This window comes from Streptomyces sp. NPDC059917 (assembly GCF_042730635.1).
In the GTDB taxonomy this organism is placed as follows: Bacteria; Actinomycetota; Actinomycetes; order Streptomycetales; family Streptomycetaceae; genus Streptomyces.
Window position 1 is genome coordinate 4464 of sequence record NZ_JBHWLC010000099.1, and the last position, 22698, is coordinate 27161.

Annotated in this window: 19 protein-coding genes; 8 read left to right on the plus strand and 11 right to left on the minus strand. The window is 72.3% G+C overall.

What is annotated here, in order from left to right; translation table 11 throughout:
* Positions 1–104: 104 nt before the first annotated feature.
* Positions 105–836, minus strand: coding sequence for an IclR family transcriptional regulator (locus tag ACFWAR_RS34875; RefSeq protein ID WP_385786267.1), 732 nt, complete (start codon positions 834–836; stop codon positions 105–107).
* Positions 837–1267: 431 nt separating this feature from the next.
* Here ACFWAR_RS34875 and ACFWAR_RS34880 point away from each other — a divergent pair, with 431 nt between their 5' ends.
* Both ACFWAR_RS34880 and ACFWAR_RS34885 read left to right on the plus strand, forming a co-directional pair.
* Positions 1268–2680: a phenylacetate--CoA ligase family protein gene (locus ACFWAR_RS34880; RefSeq protein ID WP_385786270.1), complete on the plus strand. Its 1413-nt coding sequence runs from the start codon at positions 1268–1270 to the stop codon at positions 2678–2680.
* On the plus strand, positions 2677–3564 hold the full coding sequence (locus ACFWAR_RS34885; RefSeq protein ID WP_385786273.1) for a hypothetical protein: 888 nt from the start codon (positions 2677–2679) through the stop codon (positions 3562–3564). Before ACFWAR_RS34880 ends, ACFWAR_RS34885 begins: the two co-directional genes overlap by 4 nt.
* Here the strand turns inward: ACFWAR_RS34885 and zapE are convergent.
* The gene (gene zapE / locus ACFWAR_RS34890) at positions 3551–4663 is read right to left on the minus strand and encodes a cell division protein ZapE (RefSeq protein WP_385786276.1); all 1113 of its coding nucleotides are present in this window, start codon (positions 4661–4663) and stop codon (positions 3551–3553) included. The two genes, ACFWAR_RS34885 and zapE, sit on opposite strands and share 14 nt — an antisense overlap.
* Positions 4664–4746: 83 nt before the next feature.
* On the opposite strand from zapE, the gene ACFWAR_RS34895 reads away from it, so the two are divergent.
* Entirely contained in the window at positions 4747–5145 is a 399-nt protein-coding gene (locus ACFWAR_RS34895) for a RidA family protein (protein WP_385786279.1), read from the plus strand.
* A 31-nt stretch (positions 5146–5176) separates the two neighbouring features.
* Here ACFWAR_RS34895 and ACFWAR_RS34900 read toward each other — a convergent pair whose 3' ends face one another.
* The 3 genes from ACFWAR_RS34900 to ACFWAR_RS34910 form a co-directional block, all read right to left on the minus strand.
* Positions 5177–5881, minus strand: coding sequence for an aspartate/glutamate racemase family protein (locus ACFWAR_RS34900; RefSeq protein WP_385786321.1), 705 nt, complete (start codon positions 5879–5881; stop codon positions 5177–5179).
* Positions 5882–6040: 159 nt separating this feature from the next.
* Entirely contained in the window at positions 6041–6169 is a 129-nt protein-coding gene (locus ACFWAR_RS34905; protein ID WP_385786282.1) for a hypothetical protein, read from the minus strand.
* Entirely contained in the window at positions 6169–6786 is a 618-nt protein-coding gene (locus ACFWAR_RS34910; RefSeq protein WP_385786285.1) for a GPP34 family phosphoprotein, read from the minus strand. The genes ACFWAR_RS34905 and ACFWAR_RS34910 overlap by 1 nt, the downstream gene beginning before the upstream one ends.
* Before the next feature lie 141 nt (positions 6787–6927).
* Here ACFWAR_RS34910 and ACFWAR_RS34915 point away from each other — a divergent pair, with 141 nt between their 5' ends.
* Positions 6928–7524, plus strand: coding sequence for an NUDIX hydrolase (locus ACFWAR_RS34915; protein ID WP_385786287.1), 597 nt, complete (start codon positions 6928–6930; stop codon positions 7522–7524).
* Here ACFWAR_RS34915 and ACFWAR_RS34920 read toward each other — a convergent pair.
* Both ACFWAR_RS34920 and bla read right to left on the minus strand, forming a co-directional pair.
* A complete protein-coding gene (locus ACFWAR_RS34920) occupies positions 7420–7953 on the minus strand; it encodes a DUF4396 domain-containing protein (RefSeq protein WP_385786290.1) in 534 nt (177 codons plus the stop codon). The genes ACFWAR_RS34915 and ACFWAR_RS34920 overlap by 105 nt on opposite strands.
* A gap of 106 nt (positions 7954–8059) precedes the next feature.
* Positions 8060–9031 (minus strand): class A beta-lactamase, encoded by a 972-nt coding sequence (gene bla, locus ACFWAR_RS34925; RefSeq protein WP_385786293.1) that lies wholly within the window; start codon positions 9029–9031, stop codon positions 8060–8062.
* A gap of 146 nt (positions 9032–9177) precedes the next feature.
* Between bla and ACFWAR_RS34930 the strand changes: the two genes are divergently transcribed.
* Positions 9178–9378 (plus strand): chaplin, encoded by a 201-nt coding sequence (locus ACFWAR_RS34930; protein WP_385786297.1) that lies wholly within the window; start codon positions 9178–9180, stop codon positions 9376–9378.
* On the opposite strand, the gene ACFWAR_RS34935 is transcribed toward ACFWAR_RS34930, so the two are convergent.
* From ACFWAR_RS34935 to ACFWAR_RS34950, 4 genes are all read right to left on the minus strand, one after another.
* Positions 9379–10791, minus strand: a complete 1413-nt coding sequence (locus ACFWAR_RS34935) for a M1 family metallopeptidase (RefSeq protein WP_385786300.1) — start codon at positions 10789–10791, stop codon at positions 9379–9381.
* A gap of 37 nt (positions 10792–10828) precedes the next feature.
* Positions 10829–14752 carry a Pls/PosA family non-ribosomal peptide synthetase gene (locus ACFWAR_RS34940; RefSeq protein ID WP_385786303.1) on the minus strand — a complete coding sequence of 1308 codons (3924 nt, stop codon included), beginning with the start codon at positions 14750–14752 and terminating at the stop codon, positions 10829–10831.
* 107 nt (positions 14753–14859) lie between these two features.
* The gene (locus ACFWAR_RS34945; protein ID WP_385786306.1) at positions 14860–16215 is read right to left on the minus strand and encodes a cation:proton antiporter; all 1356 of its coding nucleotides are present in this window, start codon (positions 16213–16215) and stop codon (positions 14860–14862) included.
* Positions 16212–17909, minus strand: a complete 1698-nt coding sequence (locus tag ACFWAR_RS34950) for a 2-isopropylmalate synthase (RefSeq protein ID WP_385786309.1) — start codon at positions 17907–17909, stop codon at positions 16212–16214. The genes ACFWAR_RS34945 and ACFWAR_RS34950 overlap by 4 nt, the downstream gene beginning before the upstream one ends.
* Before the next feature lie 434 nt (positions 17910–18343).
* Between ACFWAR_RS34950 and ACFWAR_RS34955 the strand changes: the two genes are divergently transcribed.
* From ACFWAR_RS34955 to ACFWAR_RS34965, 3 genes are all read left to right on the plus strand, one after another.
* Positions 18344–19573, plus strand: a complete 1230-nt coding sequence (locus ACFWAR_RS34955) for a cytochrome P450 (protein WP_385786312.1) — start codon at positions 18344–18346, stop codon at positions 19571–19573.
* A gap of 81 nt (positions 19574–19654) precedes the next feature.
* Positions 19655–21142, plus strand: a complete 1488-nt coding sequence (locus ACFWAR_RS34960) for a tryptophan 7-halogenase (RefSeq protein WP_385786315.1) — start codon at positions 19655–19657, stop codon at positions 21140–21142.
* 198 nt (positions 21143–21340) lie between these two features.
* The coding region (locus tag ACFWAR_RS34965) for a condensation domain-containing protein (RefSeq protein ID WP_385786318.1) at positions 21341–22698 on the plus strand (1358 nt) is incomplete at its 3' end.

Below are 22698 nucleotides of genomic sequence, written 5' to 3' on the forward strand. Positions count from 1 at the left end.
ATGGGGTCTACAACAACCCCCGCGGGGGGGGGGGGGGGGGGGGGCCCCCGCCGCCCCCCCCCCCCCCCCCCCGATGCCCCCCGGTCGGCGACCGGGCGATCCCCCTAGTGCGGAACGACCGTGACGGTCTGTCGGGCCTTCACCGCGGGGCGCGGTGCCGGTACGCGGGCCAGACTGGCGCTGATCATCGCCGCCGCACGGCGCACCGCCCCGCCGAGCGGGGCGATCCGCTTGCCGTCCAGGGAGCTCGCGGCCACGGCCGCGACCACCTGGCCCGACGCCGAGAGGATCGGCGCGGCCACGCACGACAGCGGGCCCACGCACTGCCCGTACTGGAAGGCCAGACCCTCCTCGCGGGCCCGTGCGACCTCGCGCAGCCAGGTGGCCCGCGTCCACCCCTCGGGGTACCGCGTCACGGGAGTGGATGCGGCCAGGACCAGCTCGGCCGCGCTCCCGGACGGTAGGACCACGCCGGAGCGGAGCGGAAACACATCGTCCACTTCGCCGCGTATGCTGGCGACGACGATCGTGTGGCCCGCCTCGGGCACCGACAGGCTGAAGCTCAAACCGCTTGCCGTGGAGGCGAGTTCACGCAGCGGTCGAGCCGCTGCCGCGCTGAGCGTGCGCGCGGGGTGCCATGCCTGCCCCAGTCGGAACGTCCTCGGGCCCAAACAGTACCGGCCTTCGCGGCTCTGTACCGCGCCCAGTGCGACCAACTGCCCGAGCAGTCGATGTGCGGTGGCCTTCGGCAGTTCCGCGTCTGCCGCCAACCGGGTCAATCCGACCTCGTCATCATGCGCGAGCACCTCCATCAATGCGAACGCGCCTTCGAGCACGCCACGGCCTTCTGTACTGGATCTAGCCATGAGAGGTTCCCCCGTCTCACGCTGGTCCCATCGATCGGATGGTTCCAGAATTCCCCGTTCGTCCCAGCTCAGGGGGTAGAGCGGTGTGTCCCTCCCCCGTCCGCCGGTCCGTTGAATGGACTAGATCATTGCCCGTGCTTCGAAATCGCGCCACTGTGTCATCAGCCAAGTGACGGACGTTACGACGCCCTCCGGGTGCCTTGACAACCGTCTCGCCGGATCGAAACAAGGAGGATTCCTATGAGCGCCATCAAGACCAGCGCGAAGCAGTTCAAGTACGTCATGGGTGCCATGACGTCGGTGTTCTTCTCGTACTGCTCCGTCAGCTAACACACGGCACGTATGGGGGGGTGGGAGCGGATTCCGCTCCCACCCCCTCGCCACATCCAAGGGAGGCAAGAGTGCTGGAGACCGGTGTCCGGCAGGTACGCGTGGCGCTGTCCATGGTGTTCGGCCGGCGGTTGAGCGTACGGGCCGTGGAGCGACTGGTCGCCGACGCCCTTGCCACGCTCGAAGAGTTCGGCTCGTTGGGCGACGACGTGGACGAACTGGCCGACGGCCCGTTCGCCGACCCGGACGAGCGCAGGGACCTGCAGAACCGCGCGCTCCGGCGGACCGTGCGCAAACTCGCCAAGCGCTCGCCCTTCTACCGCGAGCGGCTCGCGGGAGTGGACCTCGACGCGCTGACCACCGAGACGCTCACCAGCATCCCGGTGACCCGTAAGGCCGATCTGATCGAGCGCCCCGACGACTTCCTGTGCAGCGCCCCGTACTTGGCGACGCAGACCACCGGCACCACCGGCCGCCCCGTCCAGATCTGGCTGTCCCGCTACGAGATGGAACTCTGGCCCGCGCTGATCGCGCTGTCCCTCGTCCTGCGCGGCGAACTCGGCCCCGGCGACCGGATGCAGATCAACCTGAGCTCCCGCGCCACGGCCGCCGTGCAGGAGGACGTCGCGGTGTGCCGGCTCGCCAACGCCTCGTGCCACGTCGTGGGGCAGATACCGCCGGACGAGTCCATCGAGCACCTGCTCGGCCGGGACGGCATCCAGCCCACCATCCTCACCGGCGCCCCGAGTTACCTCGGCCAGCTGGTGACCGCCGCACGCCGCGGCGGCTACGGCCCCGACGACTTCGGGCTGCGGGCGATCTACGGCGGCGGGGAAATGCTGTCGCGCAACCTGATGGACGCCCTGCGGGAGACCTTCGGGGCGAAGGTCGTCGGCGACGCCTTCGGCATGACCGAGCTGCTGCCCGTGGGCGGTCGCACCTGTAGCAAGCGCCATCTGCACATCGACCCCAACATGGGTTACGCGGAGGTGCTCGACCTGGACACGGGCGAGCCCGCCGCGCCCGGCCGCCTCGGCGCGCTGACCGTCACGCCGTACTACCCCTACCGGGAGTGCATGCCGGTCCTGCGCTACAACACCGGTGACGTGGTCCGCACCCTGGAGGGCGAGCCGGACTGCGAGCTGTCGGTGGTCCCCGCGGTCTCCTACATCCTCGGCAAGGCCGGTCTGCTGCACCGCACCGACGACGGCATCGTGACCCCGCGCGACATCGTGGAGGCCCTCGACGGCACCCCCGGGCTGCCGTTCCCGCTGCGTCACCGGGCGAGCGTCGGGAACGACGGCCGGCTCCACGTGGAGGTCGCCGCCAAGGAGGTCACCGCGGCCGAAGTCGCCGAGCGGCTGCGGGAGCAGCACATCGACGCGGACGTCACGGTCCTGCCCCTGAGCGACGAAGAGGCCGCCCAACGCTTCCCCCTCCGCTGCGACCTGACGGAGCACACCTTCACCCGGAGCCACGCATGAGCGTCTTCTTCCAGCTCGCGGTCACCTGCTTCCTGGCGCTCGCCGTGTGCGCCGGAGCGGTCTCCTACTTCCGCACCGTCCGCGCGGCGCGCCCGCCGGTCGGCGTCTTCAACGGCCGCGACATCTTCGTGATCATGGGCTTCGTCCTGGCCCTGCCGTACGTCTACCTGGCGCTGCCCGGCGGGGTCCTCCCGGTCGTGCTCGCCCTCGTCTTCGCGGGCGGGCTGTCCGTCGGCTACCAACCCCTCATCGGCAACGGCCGCCTGCGCTGGGCCCTGATCGCCGCCCTGATCGCGGGCGTGTACGTCTGCCACTCGGCCTTCGGCGAGGCCGCGCCGCCGTACTGGGTGGCGAACAGCTGCGTCGTCGTCCTGGTCGTCGTCTCCGCCACGAACCTCAACGTGCAGGGCGGCATGCGGCTGTCCAACGTCGCGTGGTTCCTCCTCGCCCTCACCGTGTACGACGCCTTCTTCGCCTGGGTCGTGCCGCTGACCGAGGAACTGGCCGACGCCGTCCAGGGCTATCCGTACGCCCCGGCCGCCGGTCTGCGCATCGGGGACGACCTGGGCGCCGTGGTGGGCATGGGCGACCTGCTCGCGTACGCCCTCTTCACCACCTGCGCCTACAAGGCGTACGGGAAGGTCGGGCTGCGCGTCGGGCTCGCGCTGGTCACCGTCTTCGGCGCCGTCGCGCCCGTGGTCGTGCTCAAGGCCATCACCGAAGTGCTCGGCCACGAACCGGCGCTCATCCCGGCCCAGGTCGTCTTCGGTCCGGCGGCCTTCCTCGGCTACCGGTACCTGCGCCGCCGCGGCCCCGAGCGCCGCATGGCCGACGTGGTCCTGCCGCGCGGCCGCGCGGCGGCCGCGCCGGTCACCGCGAGCTGACGGCGCGCTCCCCGCGCAGCATCGCCAGCCTGCTGGCGGTGCGGTCCAGGTCGCGCATCAGCCGGGAGTCCGCCGGCAGCCCGGCGAGCGGATCGGCCCCGAGCAGGAAGAGCCGCACGTCCCGGTCGCAGCACACGTCCACCAGGTTCGCGAACCGCTGCCGCCCGTCCGGCGTGCAGGACACCAGCGGCGGCACCCCGTCGAGGACCAGGGTGTCGAAGCGGTCGGCGAGGGCCAGGTAGTCGGGGACCGCGGTGTTGCCCTCGCACAGCTCGGCGAAGTCGAGCCACACCAGGTCGCCGCGCACGGCGCGGGCGGGCAGCTCGCGCAGGTGCGCGGCGACCGGGACGGCTTCGCCGGGCCGGGGAGAGGTCAGGCCGAAGGCGTCGAGCAGCGGGGCCCCCGGCCGCGCGAGCACCGCACCCTGGGCGAAGCGCCCTGCGGCCGCGCCCTGTCGGGGCAGTCGGCGGAAGTCCGTCGGTCCCGCCACGTCCAGCACGTCCATCCGCTGCTGGATCAGCTCGATCGTCGGCTCGAAGAGGTGGTGGTGGACCGGGTCCGGCATGAGCCCGGCGGGTGGGTAGTTGGACGTGGTGACGAGCGTGACGCGCCGGTCGAGGAGGGTGCGCAGGAGCCGGGCGACCAACATCGCGTCCCCGGCGTCGTGCGCGTGGAACTCGTCGAAGACCAGGATCCGGCAGTCCCCGAGCAGTTCGTCGACCGCGCGGTCGACGGCGCTGTGCCGCACCGCCGACCGGCCGTCGCCCGACCGGGGCCGCCCGGCCGCGGGGGAGACGCCTTCGTGCAACCGGCGGAAGAAGTCGTGGAAGTGCAACCGGCGACGGCGGGGCTCCGCGAGCCCGTCCAGGAAGGTGTCCACGAGCCAGCTCTTGCCCCGGCCGACGGGCCCCCAGAGGTAGAGGCCGCGCGGCGGGCGGTGCCGGAACGGGCCGTGGGCGACCGCGAGTTCCCCGGCGAGTCGGGACAGCCGCTCCACCGCGTGCAGTTGGCCCGGGCCAAGCGTGAACCCGGCGTGCTGCGCGGCCTGTTGGTAGTGGTCGCGCATCGACTCGTACTGCTTGCGCATCTTGTCGCTCACGTGCGGCGACACTAGCAGTGCATGATCGACACCACCGCGGCGGGAGCCGGATCGCGGCGGCCGCGACGCTGAACTGGAGAGAGATGACAGAGCACTTCACGCGCCCCGAGGGGGCTCCGCCGGTGAACGGCTACAGCCACGCCGTGGCGTTCACGGGACCCCTCGTCGCGGTGTCGGGACAGGTCCCGGTGGACGGCGAGGGCCGCACCGTCGGCGAGGGCGATGCCGAGGCGCAGGTGCGCCAGGTGTACGCCAACCTGGCCGTCGCGCTCGGCGCCGCGGGCACGTCCCTCGACCACGTGGTCAAGCTGACCGTCTTCCTGACGGACCTGCGGGACCTGCCGGCCTTCCGTCGGGTGCGCGACGAGCACCAGGACCCCGAGCGGCCACCGGCGTGCTCGCTCGTCCAGGTCGCCGGGCTGGTGAACCCCGCCTTCCGGGTCGAGATCGAAGCGTGGGCCGTGGTGCCGCCCGGCCCCTGACCCGGCCGCCGGGGCCGGTCGGCCTGGCCGGTCAGCGGGCGGAGCCGGTGCCCAGCGCCGCCTCGACCGCCGCCTCGGCGTGCAGCCGGGCCGTGGGGAAGAGCGGTACGGGGCTGTCCGCGGGGCCGAGCAGGAGCTCGATCTCGGTGCACCCGAGGATCACCCCCTCGGCGCCCCGGGCGACCAGGTCGTCGACGACCCGCCGGTAGGCCGCCCGCGAGGCTTCGCTGACGACGCCCAGGCAGAGCTCCTCGTAGATCACCCGGTGTACGAGCGCACGCGCCTGCGCACCGGGGACGAGGACGTCGAGACCGCTCGCCGCGAGGCGGCCCCGGTAGAAGTCCTGCTCCATGGTGAAGGCCGTGCCCAGGAGCCCCACCCGGCTCAGGCCCGCGGCGCGGACGGCGTCCGCGGTGGCGTCCGCGATGTGGAGCAGCGGCACCGGGGTCGCGGCCGCGACGGTGTCCGCGACCTTGTGCATGGTGTTGGTGCAGATGAGCAGCAGGTCCGCGCCGGCCGCCGCCAATGACCGGGCGGCTCCGGCGAGCACCTCACCGGCCTCCTCCCACCGGCCCTCGGCCTGGAACCGCTCGATCTCCGCGAAGTCCACGGAGTGGAGCACGCAGCGGGCCGAGTGCAGGCCGCCGAGCCGCTCGCGCGTCCGCTCGTTGAGGATCCGGTAGTACTCGGCGGTCGATTCCCAGCTCATGCCCCCGATCAGCCCGATCGTCCGCATACCGGTGGCCGTTCCCGCGTCGCCGTCGCCCATGCCCGTCCCCGTGCTCCTCGTGTGGGTACCGCCTACACGAGGAGCATAAGCCATCATGCGGTTGTGCCGTAAATGCATAAGGATCGCTTTGGGTATGGCCCGTACTCGCGCACGTCACCGACCGCGCTACTGGAGGTTGAGCCGCACCGGGTGCGCGGGGTTCCCGGGACAGGCGAAGAGGCGCAGCTCGCCGAGGCCCGCGATGTCCAGCCCCGGGTCGGCGAGGAGTGTCTCGACTGTGGGGGCCCCGGGCATCAGCCGCCGCTGCCGCGCCAGATGTTGTCGAAGGCCGCCTCCTCGATGGAGCGGCGCTGGCGTACGGCCGCCAGTTCCACCAGTGCGTCGCTGACGGTGGCCAGTACGGTCGCCACGGCGTCGTCTGGCACGTCGGCGACGTCGGCCGCCCGGGCCTCGCGGGGCAGGACGCCGAGGGCCTCCGCGAGGGTCGCCAGGACGGGGTCGTCCGATGCCCAGCGGTCCGCGGCCCCGCTGCGCGCGGGCGAATCGACCAGCTCGGCCTCGCCCGCCCGGAAGGAGAGCCCCCGGCGGCGCGGGCGGACGAGCTGCCCGTCCGCCTCCAACCGGGCCCGGTAGACCGCGGACAGGCCGCGCCCCCGGCGCCACAGCCAGTCGGCCACCGACTCGTGGGGCGCCTCGCGGACGAGCGCTCCGGCGGCCCCGGCCAACAGCGGGTCGTCCGGGGCGGGGCGGTCGCCCGGCACGATGTGGTCCCCGTCCAGCAGGACGGTCCCGGCGGCGAGGAGGTCGATCACCTCGGCCCCGGCGAGCGCGAGCGAGAGCTCGCCCTGTTCGAGCGGCCGACCCGCCTCCATGTCCGTGGCGACGATCAGCAGGTCCCGAGGTGTCGTCATGAAGAGCCCCTTCCGGTCGCGCGGGCGGTCCTGCGTCGATTATGGATCGCCCCGGCCCCCGATCATCACCCGGCGGCGCTGCGGCCGTGCTCCGTCCGCGATTCGTAAGGACTGTCACAGGCGCGTGCGATCGTGGGCGCCGTGAACGAACGGGTGGAGCGGGTGGACGAGCAGGATCGGATCCTGGCGGTGGTGGACCGCGAGGAGGCCGTGCGCCGGGGCTGGCTGCACCGCGTCGCGACGACCGTGTGCCGCGATCGGCAGGGGCGGGTGCTGGTCTACCGGCGACCCGAGCACCGGGCCCGCTTCCCCGGCCGCTACGAGGTGATGTTCGGCGGGGCCGTCGAGGTGGGCGAGTCCTACGAGCAGGCGGCGAGCCGGGAGTTGGCCGAGGAAATGGGCGTCCGCGCGCACGTGCGCCCCGTGTGCAGGTTCCTGTGCCGAGGGGCGATCGGTCCGTATTGGCTCGGTGTGCACGAAGCCGTGATCACCGGTGAGCTGACACCCGATCCGAGCGAGGTCGCCTGGTACGGCTGGCTGACCGAGCCGGAGCTGCGCGAGGCCGTGCGGCAGTGGCCCTTCGTACCGGACGGGCTGGAGGCGTACGGTCGTTACCTCGCGCGGCGGGACCCGTCAGTGATGGCCGTGGACGACGGCGTGGCCCTTGCCGCGGGCGATCATCCACTTGTTGACCGGGGTCGTGAGCAGGAAGGCGATGACGAAGCCGCCGAGCAGTGAGGTCCAGAACAGGGCCTCGTCCAGATGGGCGTCCATGGCACCCGGGACCAGGGCGATGATCCCGTTGTCGACGAGTTCCATCACGACGATGGAGACGGTGTCGGCGGCCAGCGCGACCTTGAGCGCGCTGCGCACGCCCAGACCGGCCCCGCGGATCGCGAACAGCGTGAGGGAGTAGCCGAAGACGAAGGCGAGGGCGATCGCCAAGGCCATGGTCGCGGCGTTGCCCCACCCGAGGGTGGTGCCGACGGCCATGCCGAGGATCTCGCCGATGGCGCACCCGGTGAGGCAGTGCAGCGTCGCCTTCGCGGCGGCCGCCCAGGTGACCCCGCCCGGGCGGTGACCGGCGTGTGCGGAGCGTCCCTCGTGCGGGCCGTGCCCGTGCGTCCCGTGCCCGTGCGTGTCGTGGTCGTGCGTGCCGTGCTCCATGTCCGTCATCCCCGTCCGCTCGCGTCCCCGCGTCCCCAGGGACCGCGCTCCCGCGGACCCACAGGGGGAACCATATACCCCCCTGGGGTATTCCCTGAGGGTCGCCTCAGCCGAGGGCCGTCGCCAGCAGGGCCGCCGTCTCGGCGATCAGGGCGTTGTCGGCCGTGGCGTCGGGTGCGCGCATCGTCGTCAGCACGGTCATGACGACGGGGGCCCGACCGGGGGGCCAGGCGATGCCCGCGTCGTTGTTGGTGCCGTACTTGCCGCCCCCGGTCTTCTCCGCGACGAGCCAGTCGGCGGGCAGGCCCGCCCGGAGCTTCGCGCCGCCCGTGGTGTTGGCCAGCAGCCACTCGGTGAGCCGCCTGCGGTCCGGCGGCGCGAGGGCCGTGCCGAGGGCGAGGCGTGCGTAGGTCCGGCCGAGGGCGAGGGGCGTGGAGGTGTCCGTCGTGCGCCAGGGCTCGGCCGAGTTCAGGTCCGGCTCCCAGCGGTCGAGGCGGGTCGTCCGGTCTCCGATCGACCGGCAGAAGCGGGTGATCGCGTCCGGCCCGCCCAGCTCGCGCAGGAGGAGGTTGGCGGCGGCGTTGTCGCTGTAGCGGATCGCGGCGGCGCAGAGTTCCTCGACGGTCAGGCCGCCCGCGAGGTTCTCGGGCCGGCCGGTGACCGGCGCGTACCCCGACGCGGTGACGTCCTCCTCGGTGTACCGGATGCGGTGGGCCAGGAACTCCCCGTCCCGGTCGAGGTCGCGCAGCACGGCCGCGACCGCCAGCGTCTTGAAGGTCGAGCAGATCGGGAAGGCCTCGGTCGCGCGGTAGCGGACGCTCCGCCCGGTCCCCGTGTCGTGCGCGAACACCCCCAGGCGTGCGGAGTACCGCTGTTCGAGGGCGGCCAGTCGCAGGCCGAGCGAGCCGTCGGTGCCGTCGGGGTCGGCCGAGGCGGCGTACGCGCTGGCGCCCGCGAACGGGCCGACCGCCAGCGCGGCCCCGACACCGGCGCCCCAGGCGAGGGCCGTCCGTCGGGAGGGGAACGTGCCCGTGGTGCTCGTAGTGCTGGAGGTGCTCGTGGTGCTGGCGGTGTTCAAGGGGATCCCATTTCGTGCGTCGGGGTCACTGGTACAAAGCGGTTGCTCTGGGAGCGCGCCCGGAGTGGCTCCGTGTGCCGCGTGGTGCCCACCCCGTTGACTGGGGCCTTCCCATACGCCGACGTTCCCCTACGAAAGGCACTTCCATGCGCTCCGTAGCCTCCGCACTGACCGCCCTCGCCGCTTTCGCCGTCGTCCTGGGTGGTGCCTCCGCCGCCAGCGCCGATGTGAACGTCATCATCCCCGAGGGCAACTCGTACACGCTGGTCTTCGGCAACTGGACCCAGTTCGCGGCCGACGACGTCTTCAACGCCGGTCACAACAACACGGTCGGCTCCAACAACTGATCAGGCCCTGCCGTGGCCCGCGGGCTCGCCGTTCGACGGCGGGTACGCGGGCCGCGCCGGTTCCGGTGCCCGTGTCGAAGACGGTACGGGCGCCGCCGGCAGCGGCGGGAGGGTCGGCTCGTACAGCCAGGCGGCGAGCAGGTCCTCCACCGGCTCGGTCGCATAGCGGGCCGCATGGGCGGTGAAACCCGCGGTGTTGACCACGCCGTGGCGGTGCGCGGTGGCCCAGTCGCGCAGCATCCGGAAGAACGGGCCGTCGCCCAGGGCGCAGCGGACGGCGTGCACGGCGAGTCCGCCGCGCTGGTAGAGCCGGTCGTCGAACATCAGCTTGCGCCCGGGGTCGGCCAGCGTGAGGTCCTGCGGCTGCCCGGCCAGCAGCCGGTGCGCGGAAGCCGCCAGGTCGTGCGCGGTGCGGCCGCCGGAGCGCTCCGACCAGAGCCACTCCGCGTACTTCGCGAACCCCTCGTTCAGCCAGATGTGCCGCCAGTCGGCGATGCTCACGCTGTTGCCGAACCACTGGTGCGCCAGCTCGTGGGCGACCAGGCGTTCCGAACCGCGGGCGCCGTCCACGTGGTTGGCGCCGAAGAGGGAGAGCCCCTGGGCCTCCACCGGCACGTCCAGCTCCTCGTCGGCGACGACCACCACGTACTCGCCGAAGGGATAGGGGCCGAAGAGCTCCTCGAACAGCCGCATCATCTCGGGCTGTCGGGCGAAGTCGCGGGAGAAACGGGTCAGCAGGTGCGCCGGCACGTGGGCGCTCTGCGGCACGCCGCCGAGCCCCGGGTCCCCGAGCAGCACGGTCTGGTAGGTACCGATCGCCAGCCCGACCAGATAGCTGGAGGTCGGCGCGGGCTGCTCGTACACCCAGGTCGTGGTGGAGGCCTTCGTCGTCCGGGTGAGCAGCCGCCCCACGGCCACCACGGTGTAGGGGGAGGGCACGTTGATCGAGATCTGGTAGGAGGCCTTGTCGGCGGGCCGGTCGTTGCAGGGGTACCAGGACGGCGCCCCGACCGGCTGGCTGGCCACCAGCGCGCCGTCGGTCAGCTCCTCCCAGCCGATCCCGCCCCACGGGCTGCGGACCGGCTTGGGGTTGCCCACCCAGTGCACGTCCACGGTGAAGGCGGTGCCGGCGGGCAGCGGCTTGACCGGCCGCACCAGGAGCCTTCCGGCCCGATGCACGGAGTGCGCCGGGCGGCCGTCGACCAGGACCCGCCCTATTTTGAACTCGGCCAGGTTCAGGTGGAACTCGGTGAGCGGCGCCCGGCCCGCGATCGCGCTGATCCGGGCCGTCCCGGCGAGCCGGTTGGGGCGGGGGCGGTATTCCAGAGCGAGTTCGTACCGGTGCACGCGGTAGCGGGGGTCTCCGTTGGCCGGAAAGTACGGGTCGGATGCCGTGGTCGTCTGGCCGCTCATTGACGCTTCCCGTTCCCTGCGCTGTGCCCGGGCCCTCTCAGGTCCGCCACGCCTCGATCGGATTGCCCAGCCAACGGGTGCCGGCGGGTACGGATTCACCGGCCATCACGAGCGAGGCGGGACCCAGTGTGCTGTGGGCGCCGATCGTGCTCCCGGGCAGGACGATCCCGCCCGGGCCCAGGGTGGCGCCCTCGTGGAGCACCACAGTATCCGTCCTCAAGATCCGGTCGTGGAAGAGGTGCGTCTGCAACACGCAGCCCCGGTTCACGCTGACCGCGTCGCCCAGCGCCACCAGGTCCGTCTCGGGCAGCCAGTAGCTCTCGCACCACACGCCCCGGCCGATCCGCGCGCCGAGTCCGCGCAGCCACAGGGTCAGCAGCGGGGTACCGGGCACCGATCCGGCCAGCCAGGGCACGGCGAGCACCTCGACGAAGGTGTCGGCCAGTTCGTTGCGCCACACGAAACCGCTCCACAGCGGGTGCTCGCCGGTCCGGTGGCGGCCCACCAGCAGCCACTTCGCCACCACGCTGACCGTGCCCGCGGCCGCGCCCGCGGCGAGCAGCACCGCCCCGGACAGCAGCGCGGTGCCCCCGGCGCCCAGCGCGCCCGGGGCGCTCAGCGCGCACAGCGCCGCCACGGTGACCACGGCCAGCGCCGTCGAGCAGAAGACCGGGAGGAGGCGGCACAGCTCGACCAGGCCGCGCGCCCACAGCAGGCGGGCGGGCGGGTCGTAGGTCCGGCTCTGGTCGGCGTCCGCGGTGGACCGCGGCAGCCGCACCGGCGGCAGCCCCAGGTAGGAACTGCCCTTCTTGGCCTTCTTCGGGGTCGCCGAGAGTACGCCGACCAGGCCGCCGTCCGGCACGTTGCGGCCGGGCGCGGTCATGCCGGAGTTGCCGAGGAACGCCCGGCGGCCGATCGCGGAGTGCCCGATCCTGATCCAGCCGCCGCCCAGTTCGTAAGGGGCGGTCAGGGTGTCGTCGGCGAGGAAGGCGCCCTCGCCCACGGTGGTCAGGCTCGGCAGCGCGAGCACGGTGGAGACCTCCGCGCCCCGGCCGATCTTCATGCCGAGCAGCCGCAGCCACACCGGCGTGATCAGCCCCGCGTACAGCGGGAAGAGCGTCTCCCGGGACAGGTCCATCAGCTGGGTGACCGTCCAGGCCTGCCAGCCGATCCGGCTGTGCGTGGGGTGGACGCCGGTCCGCAGCCCCAGGCTGAGCAGGCGTACGGAGATCAGGAGCAGCAGCGCGTAGGCGCAGCCGAAGGCCAGCGCCCCGGGGACGACGGCGAGCAGCGCCCCGCGCAGGGCGGCGCCGCCGCCCGCGTCGGCGGGCACGAAGCGGCTCGCCACGAGCAGGGCGGGCAGGGCCGCCAGCACCGGCAGGGCCGTCAGGCAGAACCCCGACGCCCCGTAGGCGGCGCCCCAGCGGAGCGGGCGCGGCGGCCGGTTCCCGGGCCAGTTGTGCTTCGCCTTGCCGAGCTTGACGGCGGGCGCCCCCGCCCACCGCTGGCCGGTGGGGACCTGGCCGGCCACCGCGGAGCCGGGGGCCACCTCGGCCCGCTTGCCCACCCGCGCGCCGGGGAAGAGCAGGCTGCGGGTGCCCACGACGGCGCCGGCGCCGACCTTCACCGGGCCGATCTCCAGCCGGTCCCCGTCCAGCCAGTGGCCGGCGAGGTCCACCTCGGACTCGACGGCGCAGCCACGGCCGAGCTTGAGCATGCCCGTCACCGGGGGCAGCGCGTGCAGGTCCACGTCGGGACCGACCTTGGCGCCCAGCGCCCGTGCGTAGCGCACCAGCCAGGAGCCGCTGAGCGAGGTCGCACCGGCGTACTCGGCCAGCCGCTCGGCCGTCCACAGCCGCAGGTGCACGCTGCCGCCGCGCGGGTAGTGCCCCGCCGTGACCCCGCGCAGCAGCAGCCGCGCGCCGCCCGCCGCGATCGCGAGCCGGCCCGGCGGGCTGAACAGCAGCAGCGCGCCGGCGCCGACGAGCCACCAGGAGGCGGTGGGCGCCCACGGGTAGGACCCGAACCGGTGCAGGACGTTGCCCGCGGCCAGCAGCGCCACGGTCCAGCGCAGCCCGACGAGGGTGAAGAGGGGGAGCAGCAGTAGCGACTGCACGAGCTGGGACCGCGGCGGCACGGGTGCGACGACCCGGGCCGCGCCGTCGTCCCGCACCGACTTCTCCAGGCGGCGGGCCAGTTTGCGCAGGGTGGGCTGCTGATAGATGTCGAGGACGGCCGCGCGCGGGTAGCGGGTGCGCAGCCGGGTGGTGAGCTGGGCGGCGGCGAGGCTGTTGCCGCCGATCGCGAAGAAGTCGTCGGCGCCGCCGCTGACGGCCACGCCGAGGGTCTCGCTCCACTGCTCGGCGAGCCAGGCCTCGGTCCCGTACAGCTGTTCGGTGGGGCCGGTGGTCTCCAGGTCGGGCAGCGGCCAGGGCAGGGCGTCGCGGTCCACCTTCCCGGAGGTCCGGGTCGGCAGTTCGTCGACCGGTGCGAGCAGGGGCACGAGCGCGGCCGGCAGCTCGGCGCGCAGCCGCTCGACGGCCGCGGCGCGGTCCCAGCCCTCCTGGGTGACGAGGTAGCCGACGAGCAGTTGGTTGCCGCTGCGGGCCGTGCGGACGGCCGCGGCCGCGCCAGCGACGCCGGGCAGGGCCTGGAGCGCGGAGTCCACCTCGCCCAGCTCGATCCGGCGCCCGCCGAGCTTGATCTGCTCGTCGCCGCGGCCGAGGAAGACCAGCCCCTCGGGTTCGGCCCGCACGAGGTCCCCGCTGCGGTAGGCGCGCTCCCAGCCGAGGGACTCCAGGGGCGCGTACTTCTCGGCGTCCTTCTGCGGGTCGAGGTAGCGCGCCAGGCCGACGCCGCCGATCACCAGCTGTCCGCTGCCGCCCATCGGGACGGGCTCGCCGGACTCGTCGACCACCGCCAGCTCCCAGCCGTTCAGCGGCAGGCCGATCCGGATCGGCTCCGCTCCGGTGAGGAGCGAGGCGCAGGCGACGACGGTGGCCTCGGTGGGGCCGTAGGTGTTCCAGACCTCGCGCCCCTCGGTGACCAGGCGCTGGGTCAGCTCGGGCGGGCAGGCCTCGCCGCCGAAGATCAGCAGCCGGACCTCGTCGAGGGCCTCGGGCTCCCAGAGCGCGGCCAGCGTCGGCACGGTGGAGACCACGGTGATCTCCTGCTCCATCAGCCACGGGCCGAGATCGGCGCCGCTGCGCACCTGGGAGCGCGGTACGGGCACGAGGCAGGCGCCGTAGCGCCAGGCCAGCCACATCTCCTCGCAGGAGGCGTCGAAGGCGACCGACAGTCCCGCCATCACCCGGTCGCCGGGCCCGATCGGCTCCTCGACGAGGAACAGCGCGGCCTCGGCGTCCACGAAGGCCGCGGCGCTGCGGTGGCTGACGGCGACGCCCTTGGGCCTGCCGGTGGATCCGGAGGTGAAGATGATCCACGCGTCGTGCTCGGGGCCGGGGCGCGCGGCGGCGACCGGACCGCGCACGGGCCCGGTGAGGTCGATCCGGTGCCCGGCGCCGAGCACGGCCCGGACCCCGGCCTCGCCGAAGACCAGCTCCGCCCGCTCGTCGGGGTCCTCCGCGTCGACCGGCACGTAGGCGGCGCCGGCCGCGAGGACGGCGAGGATCGCCACGTACAGCTCGTTGGTCCCCGACGGAACCCGGACGCCGACCCGGTCGCCCGGTCCCACTCCGGCGGCCGCCAGGGCGCGCCGTCGCCGCTCGACCTCGACGGCCAGCGCCCGGTAGGTCAGCCGCTCGGCGCCGTCGTCCAGGGCGGGCTCGTCCGGGTGCGCGCGGACGGTGGCCTCGAAGACGTCGATCAGGGTGCGGGTCGGGGCCGCGGGCCCCGCGCCGAAGAGCGCGGACTTGCCGCCGTCCCCCCGCTCCCGTGCTCCGGGCTCCGTGCTCCCGTCGACGAGCAGGGTCAGTTCACCGTTCTCGGGTGTGGCTGCCATCGGCCCTCGAGTCTCGGTCCCGGAAACGTCCGGGTCGCCGGTGGAGCCCAGGTTTGCCAGGGTTGTTCCGGTCCAGCACCAAACAGCCGCTCAGTCTACTGCCGCGATCAGGGGTTCTCCCGCCGAAGCCGTCCGTCCGGCGCAAAAGGGACCGTCCGGCGCTTGCGCGGCGGGCCCGGTTCGGAGGGTCGCACCCACTGCAGGAGGGGGCCGGTCATGACGGTGGTGATGAGCGCCATGAAGACCATCACGGTGAACATCCTGGAGTCCAGGACCCCCAGCGACAGCCCCACGTTCAGGATGACCAGTTCGGTCAGGCCGCGGGCGTTGAGGAGGATGCCCAGCGCGGTCGCCTCGCGCGCCGTCGCCCCGGTGAGCCGGGCGGAGCCGAAGGCGCCCGCGAACTTCCCCGCGCACGCCACGGCGACCGCGGCGAGCAGCATGAAGGCGCCCTGCGGGCCGAGGGCCCCGAGGTCGGTCGAGAGCCCGGTCACGGTGAAGAAGGCGGGCAGCAGGAAGAGGCTGGTCTGTTCGATGCGCTCGGGCACCTGCGGTGCGACGGCGTCGACGTGCCGCCGCGGCACCACGGCGCCGAAGGCGAAGGCCCCGAACACCGCGTGCAGGCCCATCCCTTCGGTGGCCCACGCGCTCAGCAGCAGCCCGACGACGAGCGCCGCGTGGGTGGCGGGGGCGCCGGCCCACCGCCGCTCGGGCGCCAGCAGCCACCGCAGGCCGGGCCGCACGACGTGGAGTAGTGCGATGACGAACGCCGCCGACTGGACGGCCAGCCATCCCAGCGGTCCCCAGCCGGTCGCCTGGACCAGGGCGACCACCACGGCCAGGACGCACCAGGCGAGGAAGTCCTGGATCGCGGCGCAGGCCAGGGCCAGCGCACCGAGCGGGCTCTTGTTCAGACCGCGCTCGTCGATGATCCGGGCCAGCACGGGAAACGCGGTGATGGACATCGCCACACCGAGGAACAGGGCCGGCTCCAGCAGGCCGTCGACCCGCAACTCCGCCGTGATGAAGGTGGGTTCGAGCGCGACGGCCAGACCCATGCCGAGGAGGAAGGGCAGGACGACGGAGGCCAGCGAGACGGCCGTCACCTGCGGGCCGCGGCCCCGCAGGTGGTTCAGCTCGAGCTGGTAACCGACCCCGAACATGAAGAGCACCAGGCCGAGTTGGGACAGCACCTGGAGGAAGGGGCGCACCTCGGCGGGGAAGAGCGCTCCGGTCAGGTCTCCCGGAAGCAGCCCGAGGAGACTGGGACCCAGGGCGAGTCCGGCGACGATCTCCCCGACCACGGCGGGCTGGCGGACCCGCTGGGCGAGCCGGCCGAAGGCGTAGGCGACGCCGAGGACGACCGCCAGCCCGAGCAGGACGCCGCCGGTGACGGAAGCGGCCGTGGGAGCGGCGGCGTGGAGGATCGGCGCGCCGCCCGAAGCGCCGGTGCGGGTGCTCATGGCGCCACCTTCCCCGCGGCGTGCCGGTTGACGGCGTTCAGGAGCGCGGTGGCCGTCGCCACGGCCGGATCGGCGTCGAGGCCCACGCCGTGGACGACCTCGGAGGCGATCTCGACGCGAACGTAGACGACGCTGCGCCGTCCGGCGGCGTCCTCCAGCTCCTGCGCCGCGACATCCTGGAGTTCCAGCTGCCGGCCGGCACCGCGCAACGCCGCCACGAGGGCGTCGGCGAGCCCGTCGCCGCTCGCGCCGAGGGTCCTCTCGTCCCCGCCCCGCTCGACCCACGAGAGCGAGACGGTGCTGCGGTCCGCCGCGCGGGACTCCCGCACGTCCTTCAGCAGCAGCCCCGGCCGGGACTCGACGTAGGTGTCGGTGAAGATCTCCCACAGCCGCTGGTGGGTGACTTCGAGCCCGGTCGCGTCGGTGATCCGCTGCACCTCCTTGGCGAACTCGACGCGCAGCGCGCGCGGCAGGTCGAGCCCGTAGTGGGTCTTGAGGGCCTGCGCGACCCCGCCCTTGCCGGACTGGCTGTTGACGCGGACCACGGACTCGTAGCTCCGCCCCACGTCCTTGGGGTCGATCGGCAGGTACGGGACCTCCCAGGGCAGCTCGGCCGCCGGGCGGCCGGTGCGGGCGGCGTGCTCCTCCAGGGCGACCAGCCCCTTGCCGATCGCGTCCTGGTGCGTGCCCGAGAACGCCGTGTACACCAGGTCGCCCGCGTACGGGTGACGCGGGGGCACGGCCATCTGGATGCCCTCCTCGACCGTACGGCGGACCGCGTCGATGTCGGAGAAGTCGAGCTGCGGGTCGACGCCGCGGCTGAAGAGGTTCAGCGCCAGGGTGGCCAGGCACACGTTGCCCGTCCGCTCGCCGTTGCCGAACAGGGTGCCCTCGATCCGGTCCGCGCCGGCCATCAGCGCCAGCTCGGCGGAGGCGACGGCGGTACCGCGGTCGTTGTGCGGATGGACGGACAGGATGAGCGAACCGCGGTTGTCCAGATTGCGGTGCATCCACTCGACCTGGTCGGCGAAGACGTTGGGCGAATCGGTCTCCACCGTCGTCGGCAGGTTCAGCGTCACCGGTCGGTCCGGACTGGCGTCCCAGACCGAGGCCACCGCGTTGGACAGCTCCAGCGCGAACTCCGGTTCGGTCACGTTGAAGGTCTCGGGGGAGTACTCGAAACGCAGGTCCGATCCCCGCATTCCGGCCGCGCGGGCAGCCACGTGCTCGGCGCCGCGCAGCGTGAAGCCCCGCAGCTCCGCGGCCGACATGGAGAACACCACGTCGCGCCACAGACAAGCCGTCGCGAGGCACAGGTGCACCACCGCGCGCTTCGCCCCGCGGATCGCCTCGAAGGTGCGGTCGATGAGCTCGGGGCGTGCGGGAGTGAACACGACGATGGTCACGTCATCGGGAACGCGGTCCTGGGTGATCAGGTCCCGGACGAAATCGAACTCGGCCGCGCTGGCCGCCGGATAACCGACCTCTATCTCTTTGAATCCGGTCCGCACCAGGAGGTCGAACATCATCCCCTTGCGCCGTGCGTCCATGGGATTGGCGAGCGCCTGATTTCCGTCGCGCAGGTCCACCGAAGCCCACAGCGGCGCCTGCCCGATCTCCCTACCGGGCCACCGCCGGTCGGCCAACCCGCGGGGCAGTCGGCTCCCCTCCCGGGCATATCGGTGGAAGGGCATCGGCGAGGGCTGCTGGGCATTCCAGAAAGGCTGACCGGAAGCCGTTCGACCCCCTGTGAACAGCGCTTTCCCCATCCCACCGACCGAGGCCAATGCCTGTGGCACGTCAACGAGTTCGGACACGATCAGCCAGCCTCCAAGGTGGACCGGCGGCCGGCCGCCGGCAGCGGAACATGCCCTCATTCCCCAGGAACGCGCAGCGGATGTCCACCCTCCGGCAACCGATCTGTCAGGTAGCGAGAACGCCGTGCGGAACCGGTCGCAGTGGTAGCGTTCGAGCGGTCCGAGCGGGTCCGAACGGGGCTTTTCCCGTACTGGTTCCACCGCCGGAAGCCGCCGCCACATCGGCTGATCGCGCACCGAACTCCACCTTTTCCAGGGCCTCGAAAGAAGCTCCGCGGCCCTTTTCCGATTCCACAGAAGGCTGGTCGAACATGCCCGTGCAAGAGGCGCCGAGCCTGCTCAAACTCTTCACCCCCGAACTGGCCGCGGACCCCTACGCCTTCTACCGGGGAATTCGACAGAACAGCCCGGTGCACTACGACAAGTGGATGCGCAGCTGGGTGGTCCTCGGATACGAGGAGATCAGCGCCCTGTCCAAGGACGAGCGGCTCTCCGGAGCGCGGATCGAGAGCTTCCACGACTCGCTCCCGGCCGACGCCCGCGCAGAACTGCAGCCGCTCAAGGACGCCTTGGCGGACATGATGGTCTTCCACGAGCCGCCGCGCCACACCCGGCTGCGGCACCTGATACGCCCGGGGCTGACGCCCCGCTTCATCCGCGCCATGCGCCCGGTGATCGAAGAGCTCACCGACGAGCTGCTGGACCGGGTCGAGGCCTCGGGCCGGATGGACGTCATCCACGACTTCTCCGAACCCCTCACCCGCGGAGTGATCGGGCGGATGGCCGGTGTGCCCGCACACGCCGAGCACCTGCTGGCCAATTGGCAGGGCCTGCTGCTGGAACTGTTCGCCCAGTCCCGCAAGGAGATCCCCCGCGTCACGGCGCTGCGCGCCGCCTTCGACGAAGGCGCGCAGGCGCGCCGCGACGGCACCGGAACCGACTTCTTCACCCAGATGATCGCCGAGCAGCTCCAACAGGGCGACTTCACCGAGGACGAGGTGTTCGCGAATTTCCTGCTGCTCATCGACGCCGGCCAGGCCACGACGACCCACCTCATCGGCAACGCCGTCCTCGCCCTGCTCCGACACCCCGATCAGCTGGAGCTGCTGCGCGCGCAGCCGGAACTCGCCACCAAGGCGGCCCACGAGCTGCTGCGCTACGACAGCTCCGTGCAGTTCACCACCCGGGTCGCCCTCGTGGACCTGGACGTCCGGGGACACCGGATCGCGGCCGGGGAATCCGTCACCCTGGTCCTGGGCTCGGGCAACCACGATCCGCTGAAGTACGAGGATCCGGACCGGGTCGACATCACCCGCGGATCGGCGGACCACCTCTCCTTCGGGCACGGGATCCACTACTGCCTGGGCGCTTCGCTGGCGGTGGCGGAGGTGGAGATCGCACTGGGCCGACTGCTCGCGCGCACCACGGACCTGCGCCTGCTGGAACCCCGTCCCACCTGGCAGGACAGCATCAACTTCCGCTTCCTGAAGGGCCTTCCCGTGTCCTTCACGCCGGTCGCTCCCGCCGCGCGGCGCACCTGACACACGGGCCGGCGAAGGGTGGACAAGGCCCGCCCGTTCCTGGGGAATGGACCCAGTCGTCCTACCAGGGGGAACCTGATCGTGAACTCGTCAACTGCCGAACACTTCGACCTCATCGTGGTCGGAGGTGGACCGTCCGGGTCGACGCTCGCCACCCTGGTGGCGATGCGCGGACACCGCGTGCTGCTCCTGGAGAAGGAGACCTTCCCCCGGTACCAGATCGGCGAGTCGCTGCTCCCGGCGACCGTGCACGGCGTGTGCAAGATGCTCGGAGTGACCGAAGAGCTGGAGGCCGCGAGCTTCACCAAGAAGCTCGGCGGCACCTTCCGCTGGGGTTCGAACCCCGAGCCCTGGACGTTCGCCTTCGCGATCTCGCCCAAGCTCGCGGGCCCGACGTCGTACGCCTACCAGGTCGAGCGGATGAAGTTCGACAAGATCCTCCTGGACAACGCCCGCCGCAAGGGGGTGGAGGTGCGCGAGGAATCCACCGTCAACGACATCGTCAAGGACGGCGAGCGGGTCACCGGCCTGCGCTACACCGACGCCCGGGGCGACGTGCACGAGGTCTCCGCCACGATCGTGGCGGACGCCTCCGGCAACCTGAGCAACATCCACAAGCACACCGGCGGCAAGCGGGTCTACTCGGAGTTCTTCCAGAACGTCGCCCTCTTCGGATACTTCGAGGGCGGCAAGCGACTGCCCGAGCCGCGCAGCGGGAACATCCTCTCGGCCGCCTTCGACGACGGCTGGTTCTGGTACATCCCGCTCAGCGACACCCTGACCAGCGTCGGTGCGGTCATCGCCCGGGACCGGGCCGACCAGATCAAGGGCGACCCGGAGAAGGCCCTGCTCAAGCTGGTCGACCGCTGCCCGGAGATCCGGGACATGCTCTCCGAGGCCCGTCGGGTCACCGAAGGACCGTACGGCGAGATCCGGGTGCGCAAGGACTACTCGTACTCCAACACCACCTTCTGGAGCCCCGGCCTGGTACTGGTCGGCGACGCCGCCTGCTTCGTCGACCCGGTGTTCTCCTCCGGCGTGCACCTCGCCACCTACAGCGGTCTGCTCGCCGCCCGCTCCATCAACAGCGTGCTGGCCGGAGAGATCGAGGAGGAGCGCAGCTTCGCCGAGTTCGAGCAGCGCTACCGCCGCGAGTACGGGCTCTTCTACGAGTTCTTGGTCGGCTTCTACGACCTGCACCACGACGAGGACTCGTACTTCTGGCAGGCCAAGAAGATCACCAAGACGGGCGAGACGGACATCGAGGCGTTCGTCGAGCTCGTCGGCGGCGCCGCCTCCGGCGAGGCCGCGCTGACCGGCCGCCGACTGGTCACCGCCGCGGAACAGCTCGCCAGCGCCGTGGACGCGGCGGGCGCGGACGCGGCCGCCGGCCTGGACCGCCCCGCCCCGTTCTTCCGCTCGGAGATCGTCGGCGAGGTCATGCAGGAGAGCGCACGGGTCCAGGCCCGCGCCGCCCTCGGACACGAGCTGAACGACGAGGACCCCCTCCTGTCCGGCGGCCTGGTCCCCTCGGGCGACGGCATGTCCTGGCAGGTCCCCACCGGCTGAGCAGGACCACGCGCACCACCGCACCACCGCACCACCCCTTCACCACGTACCACCCGCAGGGCCCGCCGCGCGCGGCGGGCCCTGCCCCGTCCCGTGCCGCCTCCGGGACGCGACCGGCCGTACGTCCCCGGGCGCCGCTCGGCGCCGACGCGCGTTCGCCGATGACTCGACGACTCCGCCAGAAGAAGGAATGAGCTCATGATCCCGTTGTCCTTTGCGCAGCGTCGCCTGTGGTTCCTGCACAAGCTGGAAGGCGCGTCGTCGACGTACAACATGCCGCTGGCGCTGCGACTGAGCGGCGGGGTCGATGCGGAGGCGCTGCGGGCCGGGCTGCTGGACGTGATGGAACGACACGAGTCCCTGCGCACCGTCTTCCCGGAGACGGACGGCGAGCCGCACCAGTTGGTGCTGGCGGCGTCGGAGGTCCGGCTGGACTGGGAGCAGCGGTCCGTGACGGAGGCCGAACTCCCCGCCGCCCTGGCGGAGGTGGCCCGCGACACCTTCGACCTGGCCACCGAAATACCCATCAGGGCATGGCTGTTCGAGATCAGCGCCGACGAGCACGTCCTGATGCTCCTGATGCACCACATCGCGGGCGACGGCTGGTCGATGGGGCCGCTGACGCGCGACCTCGTCGCCGCCTACACGGCACGCACGCGCGGCGCGGCGCCGCAGTGGGAGGAACTCCCCGTCCAGTACGTCGACTACACCCTCTGGCAGCGCGAACTGCTGGGTGAGGAGTCCGACACGCTCAGCCTGCTGTCCCGACAGGTCGAGTACTGGCGCGACCAGCTCGTCGGAGTTCCCGAAGTGGCCACCTTCCCCACCGACCGCGCACGTCCGGCCGTGGCCTCGTACGAGGGCGCCCAGCTGACCCTCGAACTCGACCCGGAGCTCCACCGGCGACTCGTCGCGCTGGCCCGGCGGGCGAACGGCACCGTGTTCATGGTGCTCCAGGCGGGCATGGCGGCCCTGATGACCCGGCTCGGCGCCGGAATCGACATCCCGCTCGGCGCGGGCGTCGCCGGCCGCACCGACGAGGCGCTCGACGACCTCATCGGCTTCTTCGTGAACATGTTCGTGCTGCGCACGGACACCTCCGGTGACCCGACCTTCGACGAACTGCTCGAACGCGTACGGGAGTCGAGCCTGGAGGCCTATGCCAACCAGGACGTTCCGTTCGAGCACCTGGTGGAGCTGCTGAACCCGCAGCGCTCCACGGGCCACCACCCCCTCTTCCAGGTCGCCCTGGTCCTCCAGAACGCGCCGGGCGGGGAGTTCGAACTCCCGGGCCTCCAGGTGCAGGCGGAGGTCCTGGGCTCCGGCACCTCGCGCTTCGACATGCTCATTTCCCTCACCGAACACCACGACGAGGCGACCGGTCCGTCCGGCATCGAGGTCCTCGTCGAGTACTCGACGGATCTGTTCGATCGTGGGTCGGTGGAGCGGTTGTTGGGTCGGTGGGTGTGGTTGTTGGAGCAGGTGGTGGCTGATCCGTCGGTGCGGGTCGGTGGGGTGGAGTTGTTGGGTGAGGTTGAGCGGGAGTTGGTGTTGTC

Bases quoted from the DNA above. Each gene is read 5' to 3' on its own strand.
- ACFWAR_RS34885 (WP_385786273.1), top strand. From the start codon at position 2,677: ATGAGCGTCTTCTTCCAGCTCGCGGTCACCTGCTTCCTGGCGCTCGCC.
- ACFWAR_RS34895 (WP_385786279.1), top strand. From the start codon at position 4,747: ATGACAGAGCACTTCACGCGCCCCGAGGGGGCTCCGCCGGTGAACGGC.
- ACFWAR_RS34900 (WP_385786321.1), bottom strand. From the start codon at position 5,881: ATGCGGACGATCGGGCTGATCGGGGGCATGAGCTGGGAATCGACCGCC.
- ACFWAR_RS34905 (WP_385786282.1), bottom strand. From the start codon at position 6,169: ATGCCCGGGGCCCCCACAGTCGAGACACTCCTCGCCGACCCGGGGCTG.
- ACFWAR_RS34910 (WP_385786285.1), bottom strand. From the start codon at position 6,786: ATGACGACACCTCGGGACCTGCTGATCGTCGCCACGGACATGGAGGCG.
- ACFWAR_RS34920 (WP_385786290.1), bottom strand. From the start codon at position 7,953: ATGGAGCACGGCACGCACGACCACGACACGCACGGGCACGGGACGCAC.
- ACFWAR_RS34930 (WP_385786297.1), top strand. From the start codon at position 9,178: ATGCGCTCCGTAGCCTCCGCACTGACCGCCCTCGCCGCTTTCGCCGTC.
- ACFWAR_RS34935 (WP_385786300.1), bottom strand. From the start codon at position 10,791: ATGAGCGGCCAGACGACCACGGCATCCGACCCGTACTTTCCGGCCAAC.
- ACFWAR_RS34940 (WP_385786303.1), bottom strand. From the start codon at position 14,752: ATGGCAGCCACACCCGAGAACGGTGAACTGACCCTGCTCGTCGACGGG.
- ACFWAR_RS34945 (WP_385786306.1), bottom strand. From the start codon at position 16,215: ATGAGCACCCGCACCGGCGCTTCGGGCGGCGCGCCGATCCTCCACGCC.
- ACFWAR_RS34950 (WP_385786309.1), bottom strand. From the start codon at position 17,909: ATGCCCTTCCACCGATATGCCCGGGAGGGGAGCCGACTGCCCCGCGGG.
- ACFWAR_RS34955 (WP_385786312.1), top strand. From the start codon at position 18,344: ATGCCCGTGCAAGAGGCGCCGAGCCTGCTCAAACTCTTCACCCCCGAA.